The sequence below is a fragment of the Flavobacterium segetis genome, assembly GCF_900129575.1.
Classification (GTDB): Bacteria; Bacteroidota; Bacteroidia; order Flavobacteriales; family Flavobacteriaceae; genus Flavobacterium; species Flavobacterium segetis.
Window position 1 is genome coordinate 381,277 of record NZ_FQWE01000001.1, and the last position, 13,910, is coordinate 395,186.

A 13,910-nucleotide genomic window follows, 5' to 3' on the forward strand; every position below is an offset into this window, starting at 1 on the left:
TGAACATAGAAAATCCTATGGAAATCAAAGACAACACTTTTTCAAGACAATTTGAGACTACAGTAAACGAGGGATTAATTACAGTAGAATATTCCTTTCAAGAGAAGAAAATATTTCTAACAAAAATAAATGTTCCTGAAGCATTTGAAAACGAAGCATTTATTTCTGATTTTCTAAAGAATATCATGGAAATCGCTATTGAACGGAAATTAAGAGTGGTTCCTATATTACCAAAAATAGTTCTTTTTTTTAAAAAAAATCCTATTTATAAAGAGTTACTTCCCCCAGGAATTAGGCTGTAAAAAAAATGAGGCTGTGTTCTAAAATACAGCCTCATTTTTAATTTATGAACAAATTCAAATTCTATTTCTCAATCTCTTTCATACTATCCATTTTCTTGTAAGCTAGAAAACCTGTGATGTCTTCAAAATGTTCCACAATTCTTTTATTTCCAAATTCAAAAACCTTAGTTGCTAAACCATCCAGGAAATCCCTGTCGTGAGAAACTAAGATCAAAGTTCCATCAAAATCGCGCAAAGCATCTTTAATAATATCCTTAGTTTTCATGTCCAAGTGATTCGAAGGTTCGTCAAGAATTAATAAGTTTACTGGTTCTAGCAATAATTTTATCATTGCTAAACGCGTTTTTTCACCACCAGATAGCACTTTGACTTTCTTAGTAACATCATCACCATGAAACATAAACGCGCCTAAAATATCTTTGATTTTTGTTCGAACATCACCCACAGCGATATCATCAATTGTTTCAAAAATAGTAGCGTTTTCATTTAATAATGACGCCTGATTTTGTGCAAAATAACCAATTTGAGCATTGTGACCTATTTCCAGACTACCACCATTTATTTCTATTTGCTTCATGATGGCTTTGATCATGGTTGATTTACCTTCGCCATTTTTACCTACAAAAGCTACTTTTTGACCTCTTTCAATAACGATATTCGCCTCTTTAAAAACTACATGATCTCCGTAGGATTTTGATAAATCTTTAACAATTACAGGATATTGTCCTGAACGAACTGCTGCTGGGAATTTTAATTTTAGCGCTGATGTATCAACCTCATCCACTTGAACGATGACTAATTTTTCTAACATTTTAACACGCGATTGAACCGCATCTGTTTTAGAAAATGTTCCTTTAAATCGGTCAATAAACGTTCTATTATCAGCAATCATGCGTTGTTGTTCGTCGTACGCTTTTTGTTGGTGCATTCTGCGATCTTTTCGCAACTCTAAATAATGAGTGTATTTGGCTTTATAATCATAAATACGACCCATTGTTACCTCGATCGTTCTATTAGTAATATTGTCTACAAAAGTTTTATCGTGCGAAATAACTACTACAGCCTTAGCTGAATTAATCAAGAAATCTTCAAGCCACTGAATGCTTTCAATATCCATGTGGTTTGTAGGTTCATCAAGCAAAATTAAGTCTGGTTTTTGCAAAAGTATTTTAGCGAGCTCAATACGCATTCTCCAACCACCTGAAAACTCAGAAGTTTGACGCGTAAAATCTTCGCGTACAAATCCTAATCCAAGAAGAATTTTCTCAATCTCAGCTTCATAATTCACTTCCTCGATGGCATAGAATTTCTCACTCAAATCAGAAACTCTTTTAATTAATTTCATGTATGCATCGCTTTCGTAATCCGTACGAATAGTGAGCTGCTCGTTAATTTCGTCAATTTCGGCTTTCATCGAAAAAATTTCGCCAAAAGCTTTAGAAGTTTCCTCCATAACCGTCGCACCATCAGTCGTTAATAAATGCTGCGGCAAATAGGCTACAACAGCGTCTTTTGGTGCAGAAATATTTCCAGTTGATGGTTTACTTTGTCCAGCAATTATTTTTAAGAGTGTCGATTTTCCTGCTCCATTCTTACCCATTAAAGCAATTTTATCATTTTCATTTATGGCAAAAGAAACATCACTAAAAAGGGTTGTGCCACCAAACTGCACAGAAATATCGTTAACTGTAATCATTGAATTGTTGATTTGTGGTTTCGGTTTCTGGTTACCCTAAAAACCGATTTGTTATAAAAAGTGCAAAGATAGATTAATTACTAATTTGTTTGCTAAAAAATAAAAGCTTCTAAAAACCGATTGAAATAGGATTTAAAAAAGCGATCAAGTCATTTATTACTTGAACTATTTCTCCTCGCGCTTTTTATTGATGGAATTCCAAATATGCGCATTTGAAACCCCAATATCATCAGGATGAAACACGGGATCAATACCTGTTTTTCGCTGTTTTTCGTAATCCTTCAATGCTAATAATGCAGGTTTTTGCAATAAAAGAATAGCAATTATATTGAACCAAGCCATTAACCCTACTCCCAAGTCACCAATATTCCAGGCTAGTTTGGCTTGATTGATCGATCCGTACATAATAACGACCATCATTAATACTTTCAGTAAATGGGAATAAATAGGGGATTTTAAATTCCTAGTTAAATATGAAATATTAGTTTCTGCAATGTAGTAATACGCTAGTAAAGTGGTAAACGCGAAGAAAAATAAAGCTATCGCAACAAAATAAGATCCAAAACCAGGCAAAACGCTATCCATTGCAGTTTGTGTAAATCCAGCGCCAGCCGAAACATTTTGTGCTCCATAATACAAGTAATCAGTATTTCCATCAGAACTTAAAACAGGATTATGCACATTATATTTTCCGGTAATTAACAGCATAAATCCGGTGGCTGAGCACACCAACAAAGTATCTATGTAAACTGAAAATGATTGAACCAGACCTTGCTTAGTAGGATGCGAGACATTTGCGGCAGCAGCAATATGTGGTGCAGTGCCTTGACCAGCTTCATTTGAATAAATCCCTCTTTTCACTCCCCATTGAATTGCCAAACCGAAAACAGCTCCAAATCCTGCTTCCATATTAAAAGCACTTTTAAAAACCAAAGCGATAACAGCAGGAAGTTTGTCAATATCAATTGCTATGATTACCAGTACGATTACAATGTATGCAATAGCCATTAATGGAACCACAAATTCAGTGACCTTTGCAATTCTTTTTACACCACCAAAAACAATGGCACCAAAAATTAGCGCAACCACTAGTCCTGACTTCCAAGTATCAATTTCAAATGCATTTTGTATTCCATCTGCAACAGAATTAGCTTGAACACCTGGAAGTAAAAACCCGGCAGAAATTATGGAAACAACCGCAAAAAGTACACTAAACCATTTTACGCCCAAACCTCTTTCAATATAAAAAGCCGGTCCACCACGAAATTCTCCTAAATGCTTTTCCTTATAAATTTGAGCCAGAGTAGCCTCCACAAAAGCGGTACTTGCTCCAAAAAAAGCCACCATCCACATCCAGAATAATGCCCCTGGCCCTCCAAAAGCTATTGCTGTAGCAACGCCTGCGATATTTCCCGTACCCACTCTACCTGCTAATGACATCGATAACGCCTGAAAAGAAGAAACACCCGATTCCGAACTTTTGCCATCAAACAACAATCTAAACATCTCTCTAAAATGACGTATCTGCAAGAAACGAGTCCTGACAGAAAAATATAAGCCAGTCCCTAAACACAAAACAATTAACGCATTACTCCACACAACAGCATTCAATACCCCAATAATCTCTTCCATAAATCTTTTACTTTATTACTAATTTAAACAGAGCTAATTGCACTCATCTTATACTTATTTTGATAAAAATAAAGTTTTAAGTTAAAAAAAACTAACGATGGAGTGCTTAAAGAGCAAGGAATAGCAGGGGAGCGCTACAGTAAATTCCCTAAAAAGCTAAAAATCAAGAAAAAATTAAAAAATAAACTAGTAATAATATGTAAAATTGTAGAAATCTATGAATAGTTATAAAAACGGACTAAACGTGAATAAATTAAATCTAGTAATTGCTTGTTGTGCAAGTAACAACAAATTGTCTTTAAACTTATTATAACTATTTTGTCAAATTAAGCGAAGTCGAGATTGCGATGGACTTACGAACAATTTTTCGTGCATCATTACAATTATTAGGACGTGCTCAAAATGACAAATTCCAATTCTTTTTAATAGTAAATTTAAAACATAAATGATATCAATGCGATTTACAATACACTTACGGCCTAGTTACACTTGATTGTTTTTAGTTATAGTACTCCAGATGTGTGCATTATTCACTCCTATATCTTCAGGGTTAAAGGTAGGATCTAGTCCTAGCTTTTTTTGTCTTTCATAATCTTTCAACGCGGCTAATGCAGGCTTTTGCAATAAAATAATTGCTATGATATTAAACCAAGCCATCAATCCAACACCAATATCTCCAATATCCCAAGCTAATTTTGCTTGATTGATTGAGCCGTACATAATAACAAACATCATAACCGCTTTTAAAACATAATTGAAAACGGGCGACTCAAATTTTCTTGTCAAATACGAAACATTTGTTTCAGCAATATAATAGTAAGCAATGATGGTAGTAAAGGCAAAGAAAAATAAAGCTATCGCAACAAAATAAGATCCAAAACCAGGAAAAACGCTATCCATTGCACTTTGCGTAAATCCTGGCCCTACAGCTACATTTTGAGCACCAGAATACAAAAATTCGGCTGCATTAGCAGATCCAAAAGCGGGATTATAAACATTGTACTTTCCTGTGATGAGTAACATAAATCCAGTTGCGGAACAAACTAATAAGGTATCAATATACACTGAAAAAGATTGTACTAAACCTTGTTTTACAGGATGCGAAACATTAGCAGCAGCGGCAATATGAGGAGCAGTTCCTTGACCCGCTTCATTAGAATAAATTCCTCTTTTTACGCCCCACTGTATTGCTAAGCCAAATACTGCTCCAAAACCAGCATCCATATTGAAAGCACTTTTAAATACTAAAGCAATCACATCTGGCAATTGTTTTATATCAATTGCTATAATTACCACCGCAATCAACATGTACCCTATTGCCATAAAGGGAACAATATATTCTGTGAATTTGGCAATTCTTTTTACACCACCGAAAACAATCGCAGCAAAAATCAAAACAACAAATAATCCACTAATCCAAGTATCTAATTGAAACGCATTTTTAATTCCATCAGCCACTGAATTGGCTTGAACCCCAGGCAACAACATGCCAGCAGAGATAACAGAAACGATTGCAAATAATACTCCAAACCATTTCACGCCCAATCCTCGTTCAATATAAAAAGCAGGACCTCCGCGAAATTGTCCTAAATGTTTTTCCTTATAGATTTGGGCTAATGTTGCTTCGATAAATGCAGTACTTGCTCCTAAAAAAGCGACTAACCACATCCAGAACATTGCTCCAGGTCCACCAAATGCAATAGCAGTTGCAACCCCTGCTATGTTTCCAGTACCTACTCTACCCGCTAAAGACATTGATAAAGCTTGAAATGAAGAAACCCCAGATTCAGTGCTTTTGCCATCAAATAACAAGCGAAACATTTCTTTGAAATGACGTACTTGTAAAAATCGTGTACGTAGCGAAAAATAAAGCCCAGTGCCTAAGCACAAAACTATTAACGCATCACTCCAAATAATACCATTGATGGTTCCAACAAAATCCTCCATAAAATTATCTTATTTATATTTATCAAAAAATCAATCAAATAAAAATTTTCGCTAAAACTAAAAAATATCGATATAATAAACTAACTATCTCACTTATAAATATTGAATTACGCATTAATTAACTCAAAATCAGGTTAAAATAAAATCCTTAAAACATGACTTAAACATAAAAAAAATTTAACTAATTATATCCATTTTATGGAACTTTACGTTGGAAAAATTTGAGAATGAAAGTGAAGTACTATTTTACAAGACATATTTTTGAGCTTTTGAAATATTAGAATCGCAATGTGATTTTGTAGATCTCAGTATTTTTTATGGTAAAAAATTTGTGGCGCTATGCTCGATAAATATCGTTTTAAGTGACGGGAAGTTATTCCTTAAAAGAAGCATAGATTGATAAATGATTTAAAAATAATAATTAAAAAAAACTGCCTCATCAATTAGAGGAGGCAGTTTTTATTTATCAATTGATATAAAATCGTTATTCTTTTCTCCACTTTTTACTTTCTTCAAAAACATGTTCTAAGATTGCAGCTTCCCGTTCGTCAAATTCTATTCCGCGGCGACTCATTACTAATCGCGCAGTTTCAAATGCTTTTTTAGTGATGTAAGTTGTAAATCCAGCAGCTCCACCCCAAGAAAAACTAGGTACAAAATTACGTGGAAATCCAGTTCCAAAAATATTAGCACTCACTCCTACCACTGTTCCGGTATTAAACATAGTATTAATGCCGCATTTACTATGATCTCCCATCATTAAACCACAAAACTGAAGTCCTGTTTTAATAAAGCCCTCGGTTTCATAGCTCCACAATTTTACTTCCTCGTAGTTGTTTTTTAGATTTGAATTATTAGTATCGGCTCCCATATTACACCATTCACCAATAACAGAATCTCCAAGATACCCTTCGTGACCTTTATTTGCATGAGCAAAAAGAACGGCATTTTTTACTTCACCACCAATTCTCGAATAAGGTCCAACTGTTGTAGCTCCATAGACTTTAGAGCCCATTTTTACAGAACCATATTCGCATAAAGCAAATGGCCCTCGAATCATAGACCCTTCCATAATTTCAGAATCCTTACCTATATATATTGGACCTGCAGATGCATTAAGTGTAACAAATTCTAATATGGCACCTTCTTCAATAAAAACATTATCAGCACCTATAACATTTACACTTTTAGGAATTGGTTGCGATTTCCTATCTTCAGTTATGTATTCAAAATCTTCTTGTATAGCCAAGTTGTTTTTTGAAAAAATATCCCAAGTGTTTTTTAATGTGATACAATCTTCTTGAAATTCTAAGATTTCATAAGTGTCAAAATCTACTTCCTCTTGCTCATCATTTGTATAAAAAGCGATCACTTCATCCCCTTTAAAAATAGCTTGATTGGGCTCCAAATTACTAACCATTTCTGCTAATACCGCATTAGGTAAAAATGAAGCATTAATCATTACATTTTCCTCTAATTCAACCATCGGATATTTCTCCGATAAATATTCTTCTGTTAATGTCGTTGTGGTAGAACCCAAACGCATTTCCCACTTTTGACGAATGGTCATAATTCCAATTAAAATATCAGCAACAGGGCGGGTAAATGTAAAAGGCAACAATGCATTACGTGCGGGGCCATCAAAGAGAATATAATTCATAAAAGCGATTGATTAGTTTTTAATAAATACTTTTCAGATTGCAAAAATAATTATAAAAAATATTTTTTTGTTTAAATTCTTAATAAAGTTGAAAGGTTTTTAGTTTACTTCAAAAGTAAAAGCCACGCTGTTGGGCGTGGCTTTTTTATATTTGTAAACATGCAAATTATTTAGCGTGTTTAGCGTATTTAGTTTTGAATTTATCAATACGACCTGCAGTATCAATAAGTTTAGATTTCCCTGTGTAAAAAGGATGAGAAGTTCTAGAGATCTCCATTTTTACAACTGGATATTCAACACCATCGTGAGTGATCGTTTCTTTAGTATCTGCAGTAGATTTAGTGATAAAAATTTCGTCATTTGACATGTCTTTAAATGCAACTAATCTGTAATTTTCTGGGTGAATTCCTTGTTTCATCTTGTTGATCTTTTTTATTTGTTAATTATCACTAATCTTGAAGCTTTTCCTCTAACAGAAAAGGTATAGATTCGTTTTAACCTTTTGTTTTACGTTATTATTTTGAGTCTGCAAATTTACAATTATTTTTCAATAAACAATTCTTTGATTCATTTTTTTTTATGTTGGTTAAAATCATTTTATCGATGGCTATATATTGGGAATTGTTATATTTGTGGCTAAATAAATTAAGATAAATATGGAAAATAAAATATCCCCAGCGAAATCTGGATTAATATTCGGTGTGTTATTTGGCGTAATAATGGTTCTGGAGTTTGTTATTATGTATATCATAGGCATGAAATCCCTAGTTGGGACAAGTGCAGGTATGATTGTAAATATTGCTAATTATTTAATCTTACCATTGGTTTTCATTTATTTAGGTTGTAACAATTACAAAAAAAATATTAACAATGGATTTATAACTTTTGGCGAATGCTTAAAAACTGGAGTTTCAATTACTTTTGTCGCAGCATTGATCTATGCCATTTTTAGTGTCATTTTTAATTTAATTTTTCCAGAATTTATAAGTGAAATGCTTTCAATTTCAAAAAGTGAAATGATTAAGACAACGCCTGACATAACAAGCGAACAGTTAGAATTAGGACTAAATATGATTGAAAAATTTATGAACCCGCTTATTGTTTTCCCAGCTACTCTTGCTATGTATTCCTTTTTTGGATTGATTTATTCTCTAATTGTAGGTGCATTTGTTAAGAACGAAAATCCTCAAAGTCTATAATTTAATGAATCTATCCGTACTCATACCGCTTCTTAATGAAGAGGAATCAATAACAGAATTGTACTCTTGGATCATTAAAGTAATGCAAGAGCACAATTATACGTACGAAATTATTTTTCTAGATGATGGAAGCACCGATGATTCATGGTCGATTATTGAGCGTTTTTCTCAAGAAAATAATAATGTAAAAGGGATTCGTTTCATGAAAAACTTTGGCAAATCGCAAGCCCTACATGCCGGTTTTGCTAAAGCCAAGGGCGATGTAATTATTACCATGGATGCTGATTTGCAAGACAGTCCCGAGGAAATTCCTGGATTGTATGAAATGATCGTAAATGGCAGATATGATTTGGTTTCCGGTTGGAAAAAGAAACGATACGATTCTATTGTGGCTAAAAATTTACCGTCTAAATTATTCAATTGGGCTGCTAGAAAAACGTCAGGCGTAGAATTGAATGATTTTAATTGCGGACTGAAAGCTTACAAAAATATTGTTGTCAAAAACATTGAAGTTTCTGGTGAAATGCACCGTTACATTCCAGTTTTGGCAAAAAATGCTGGGTTTGGAAAAATTGGTGAAAAAGTGGTTCAACATCAAGCTAGAAAATATGGCGAAACTAAATTTGGAATGGAACGTTTTGTCAATGGATTTCTGGATTTAATTACAATATGGTTTCTATCACGTTTTGGTAAACGACCCATGCACTTGTTTGGTGCGATCGGTTCCTTAATGTTCATCATTGGTTTTATAGTGGCAGCATTTATTGGAATTTCAAAATTATACCACATGTATAATGATATGCGGTATAGCTTAGTGACTAACAATCCTTGGTTTTTTATTGCATTAACATCAATGATTTTAGGAACGCAATTGTTTTTAGCGGGATTTCTGGGTGAAATTATTTTACGTACTAAAAATAATGAAGAACGCTATAAAGTGGCTACCGAAGTTAATTTTTCATAATTAAAACTTAGTATTTAGAGAATTTGGCCGTTTAAATAGTTGTTAATGGATGTTGAAATTATCATATATTAAATCTTTGAAGTTCGTAACTATTAAGTGATGCTTGATTTTGATTTATCCTTTTTTTGAAGTTTTTTTTTACTTCAAAAATTTGTCTTGAATTATGAAGCACTAACGAAAAAGCTAACTGAATTTGAAAATTAATTTCCACATATTTTATAAAGTATAAAATTTCTTAGTTGATATAGACAGTGAAGCTAAGAAAATCATAGAGAGAAACAAAATAGGTTATAAAAAATAAAGTTGATGAGTAGCTAACTAGCCCTGATAGTAGCGGCATCCTTTTTCTTTTTTTCTAAAAATAGAAAAAGATACAGCGAATAGCGGGATAAGCTCCTAAAACTTAAATTAAAAAAGATACAAGATGGAAATCAAACAAAACATTTTAGACGCGTTGAATGAATGGCTTACACCGACGTTTGACAAGGAAACTCAAGAAGCCGTTAAGGAATTAATGACAACCTCTCCATTAGATCTAGAGGAAAGTTTTTATAAGAATTTAGAGTTTGGAACTGGCGGAATGCGCGGTGTTATGGGCGTTGGTAATAATCGCATCAATAAATATACCCTTGGAAAAAGTACGCAAGGTCTTTCTAATTACATGCACAAAGTTTTTCCAAACAAGAATTTGAAAGTTGCCATCGCTTATGATTGTAGACATAATAGTAAATCCTTAGCAAAAGTTGTTGCGGATGTTTTTACTGCTAATGGAATTTCTGTCTACTTATTTTCAGACTTACGTCCTACTCCTGAATTGTCATTTGCAGTTAAACATTTAGGTTGCCAAGCTGGAATTGTGCTTACAGCGTCACACAATCCGCCAGAATACAACGGTTACAAAGTATACTGGGAAGATGGCGGGCAAATAGTACCGCCAGAAGATGAAGCCATTATTAACACTATTGAAAATTTAAATTATAATGAGATCAAGTTTACTGCTAATGATAATTTGATTCATTACATAGACACTGAAATTGATAAAGCATTTATCAAATCGTCAATTGCAAATGCAAGTTTTAATACTTCGGCTGCAGCCAAAGAAGATCTCAATATTGTTTTTACCTCATTACATGGAACGTCTATCACTTTAGTTCCTGAAACTTTGTCACAAGCGGGCTATACTAATGTGAATATTGTTCCAGAGCAAGCAGTTCCTAATGGTGATTTTCCAACAGTTAAATCTCCAAATCCAGAGGAGCCGGAGGCATTAGCGATGGCAACTGCACTAGCTAATAAATTACAAGCCGATATTGTCATTGGCACTGATCCTGATTGTGATCGTTTAGGTGTTGCGGTTCGAAATAATGAAGGACACATGACGTTGCTAAATGGAAATCAAACCATGATTTTAATGACTGCTTTTTTATTAGAACAATGGAAAAAAGCAGGTAAAATAACTGGAAAACAGTTTGTAGGATCGACGATCGTTTCTACTCCTATGATGATGGAACTAGCCACTAATTATGGTGTAGAATGCAAAATAGGATTGACTGGTTTTAAATGGATTGCCAAAATGATTAAGGATTTTCCCGAATTAGAATTTATAGGTGGCGGCGAAGAAAGTTTTGGTTTTATGGTGGGTGATGCTGTTCGTGATAAGGATGCTGTTGCCGCAACTCTACTAATTTGTGAAATGGCGGCTCAAGCCAAAGCAAAAGGAAGTTCGGTATACAAAGAACTATTGAAATTGTATGTAGACAACGGCTTTTACAAAGAACACTTAGTTTCCTTAACTAAAAAAGGAATGGACGGTTTGCAAGAAATTAATCAGATGATGATTGACATGCGAGAGAATCCATTGAAAGAAATCAACGGACAAAGAGTGATTATACTTGAAGATTACCAATCATCGACTGCTAAAAACTTGCTAACAGAAGAAGTATCGACGATGACCATTCCAAAATCGAATGTATTAATTTACTATACTGAGGATGGTTCCAAAATTTGCGCTAGACCAAGTGGAACTGAACCAAAAATTAAATTTTATATCAGTGTAAACACCGAATTAGAAGGTGTGGAAGATTTCAAGGAAGTCGAAAGTAATTTAGATAATAAAATAAAAAATATTATCACAGCGATGCAGTTGAACTAAATTTAATAGTGGTTAATTAGATGTAAATAACTCTCTAAAACAGTTGTAGTTTACAATTACATTAATTTGTCAGACGTATTATTAAGTAATCAAAACTGGTAATCAAGAACTCACATCCTTATCTTTAAATTTTGAAAAAACTACTAATAACGAGTTTTTCGACAATTGTAGAACTGATTATGGAATGAAAGTAATTAAAAGTTTGAGTGATAATCTTAACAATAAATATGATAGTGAATTCAGCAAAAGAACTATTGATAATTTATTAATACTAAACACTATTTCAACCAAATTTCAATTGTACATAGTATCGAAATAATTAAATTAGCCACATATTTAGAATTTGATCTTTAATCATAAAATGCAGTTATTACGTAAATTGATCATGTAAAAAAAAGAAGCTTTTAAATTTTAAAGCAAATAGCAGTAAGAGAAGATCCTACACAACTGTTTAAAAAGAGTTATAACTACAACAATCAGGAAGAGCTATAGCAGAAGACAACAAAAAAAAATTAAATGAGCAATCTCAAGAAATTAATACCTTTCACAAAACCTTATAAATCGCACATCGTTTGGAATGTGATCTATAACATTTTATACGCTTTGTTTAGTACCATTTCCATGCTTACCTTACTTCCTGTTATGGATGTTCTTTTTGGAAAAACTAAAACTGTACTTATAAAACCAGTTTACACAGGAATAGGAGATATAAAGCAATTTGGAACTGATTATATGCACTTCCAAATTTCTACATTAACCAAGGGAAACAGCATTGAAGTTGCTTTACTATTTGTTGTTCTATTAATAATGACAACGTTTTTATTCAAAAATTTATTTAATTACTTAGCGTCTTATCATATCATGCATCTTAAAAATGGCGTGTTGAAAGATTTGCGTAATTCAATGTATAAAAAAATCGTAGAACTACCCATCTCCTATTATTCCGAGAAGAGAAAAGGCGATATCATGGCCAGAATGCTTGGTGATGTAAATGAAGTGCAAAACTCTTTTTTCTCGATTCTAGAATTGGTTGTAAAAGAACCATTAACAATAATTTTTGCATTAGTTACAATGTTTATAATAAGCACAAAACTTACTTTATTCGTTTTAATTTTTTTACCAATATCGGGATACATTATTTCCAAGCTAGCCAAAAATCTGAGAGCTCAATCATTAGAAGCGCAGCGCGAAAGTGGATTTTTAATATCAATCGTTGATGAGACTTTAGGTGGGTTAAAAGTAATTAAAAGCTACAATGCAGAACCTAATTTTAAAAGTAGGTTTGATAGTTCAGTTTCACGATTGTTAGACTTATCTAATAGAATAGGAAGTAGAAATAATCTCGCTACGCCGTTGAGTGAATTTCTGGGTGTAACTACAATTGCAATTTTACTTTTTTATGGTGGAAATCTAGTTCTCATTGAAAAAACCTTAGACGGATCAGCATTCATAGTTTATCTCACACTCGCATTTAATATTTTGACTCCGGCAAAAGCAATATCCAAGGCTTCATATGCGGTAAAAAATGGTCTAGCGGCTGCAGAACGTGTTTTTGAAGTTTTGGAAGTTGAAAATGAGATCACATCAAAAGTAAATGCAGTTCAAAAAACGAATTTTGATTCAGATATCACGATTCAAAATATCAATTTTAAATATGAAGATGAAAACGTTCTAAAAAACTTTTCATTAAAAGTCAAAAAAGGACAAACAGTAGCTCTTGTAGGACAATCAGGAAGCGGAAAAAGTACGATTGCTAACTTATTAACTCGTTTTTACGACGTAAACGAGGGAACAATAACCATTGATGGAATAGATATAAAAGATCTGAACTTGCAATCATTACGAGGTTTAATGGGACTTGTAACGCAGGACAGTATTTTATTTAATGATACCATCAAAGCAAACATTTCATTAGGAAAACTTGAGGCAACAGATGAGGAAATTATCGAAGCTCTAAAAATTGCAAATGCTTATGAATTTGTAAAAGATTTACCTAACGGCATTCACACCAATATTGGCGACAGCGGAAACAAGCTTTCTGGTGGACAAAAGCAACGATTATCAATAGCGAGAGCGGTCTTGAAAAATCCTCCCATTATGATTTTAGACGAAGCTACCTCAGCCTTAGATACTGAAAGCGAAAAATTTGTACAAGTTGCGCTGGAAAACATGATGCAAAATAGAACTTCCATAGTAATTGCGCACAGACTTTCAACTATTCAAAAAGCAGATACCATTGTGGTAATGCAAAAAGGTATAATTGTAGAGCAAGGCAATCATGAGGAATTAATTGCTATGAACGGCGTTTATAATAAATTAGTAAGCTTACAATCCTTAGAATAAAAAAGTTTGGGGCTG

10 protein-coding genes are annotated in these 13,910 nt (G+C 33.3%); 5 read left to right on the forward strand and 5 right to left on the reverse strand.

What is annotated here, in order from left to right; translation table 11 throughout:
• Nucleotides 1-17 precede the first annotated feature (17 nt).
• Entirely contained in the window at nucleotides 18-302 is a 285-nt protein-coding gene (locus tag BUA99_RS01800) for a GNAT family N-acetyltransferase (protein ID WP_072987746.1), read from the forward strand.
• A gap of 61 nt (nucleotides 303-363) precedes the next feature.
• Here the strand turns inward: BUA99_RS01800 and BUA99_RS01805 are convergent, their stop codons facing one another.
• The 5 genes from BUA99_RS01805 to BUA99_RS01825 all read right to left on the reverse strand — a co-directional run bounded on the left by BUA99_RS01805 (nucleotide 364) and on the right by BUA99_RS01825 (nucleotide 7,655).
• Nucleotides 364-1,998 carry an ABC-F family ATP-binding cassette domain-containing protein gene (locus BUA99_RS01805; RefSeq protein ID WP_072987424.1) on the reverse strand — a complete coding sequence of 545 codons (1,635 nt, stop codon included), beginning with the start codon at nucleotides 1,996-1,998 and terminating at the stop codon, nucleotides 364-366.
• A gap of 165 nt (nucleotides 1,999-2,163) precedes the next feature.
• Nucleotides 2,164-3,630 (reverse strand): alanine/glycine:cation symporter family protein, encoded by a 1,467-nt coding sequence (locus BUA99_RS01810; protein WP_072987426.1) that lies wholly within the window; start codon nucleotides 3,628-3,630, stop codon nucleotides 2,164-2,166.
• A gap of 483 nt (nucleotides 3,631-4,113) precedes the next feature.
• A complete protein-coding gene (locus BUA99_RS01815) occupies nucleotides 4,114-5,577 on the reverse strand; it encodes an alanine/glycine:cation symporter family protein (RefSeq protein ID WP_072987428.1) in 1,464 nt (487 codons plus the stop codon).
• Nucleotides 5,578-6,061: 484 nt separating this feature from the next.
• Complete coding sequence (locus BUA99_RS01820; RefSeq protein WP_072987431.1) at nucleotides 6,062-7,237, reverse strand: GlmU family protein; 1,176 nt, start codon at nucleotides 7,235-7,237, stop codon at nucleotides 6,062-6,064.
• 166 nt (nucleotides 7,238-7,403) lie between these two features.
• Nucleotides 7,404-7,655, reverse strand: coding sequence for a type B 50S ribosomal protein L31 (locus BUA99_RS01825; RefSeq protein WP_072987434.1), 252 nt, complete (start codon nucleotides 7,653-7,655; stop codon nucleotides 7,404-7,406).
• 238 nt (nucleotides 7,656-7,893) lie between these two features.
• On the opposite strand from BUA99_RS01825, the gene BUA99_RS01830 reads away from it, so the two are divergent.
• The 4 genes from BUA99_RS01830 (at nucleotide 7,894) to BUA99_RS01845 (ending at nucleotide 13,895) form a co-directional block, all read left to right on the forward strand.
• Nucleotides 7,894-8,436 (forward strand): DUF4199 domain-containing protein, encoded by a 543-nt coding sequence (locus BUA99_RS01830; RefSeq protein ID WP_072987437.1) that lies wholly within the window; start codon nucleotides 7,894-7,896, stop codon nucleotides 8,434-8,436.
• A 4-nt stretch (nucleotides 8,437-8,440) separates the two neighbouring features.
• The gene (locus BUA99_RS01835; RefSeq protein ID WP_072987439.1) at nucleotides 8,441-9,400 is read left to right on the forward strand and encodes a glycosyltransferase family 2 protein; all 960 of its coding nucleotides are present in this window, start codon (nucleotides 8,441-8,443) and stop codon (nucleotides 9,398-9,400) included.
• A 424-nt stretch (nucleotides 9,401-9,824) separates the two neighbouring features.
• Nucleotides 9,825-11,552, forward strand: coding sequence for a phospho-sugar mutase (locus BUA99_RS01840; RefSeq protein ID WP_072987442.1), 1,728 nt, complete (start codon nucleotides 9,825-9,827; stop codon nucleotides 11,550-11,552).
• A gap of 516 nt (nucleotides 11,553-12,068) precedes the next feature.
• Nucleotides 12,069-13,895: an ABC transporter ATP-binding protein gene (locus BUA99_RS01845; RefSeq protein ID WP_072987445.1), complete on the forward strand. Its 1,827-nt coding sequence runs from the start codon at nucleotides 12,069-12,071 to the stop codon at nucleotides 13,893-13,895.
• The last annotated feature ends 15 nt before the right edge of the window (nucleotides 13,896-13,910 follow it).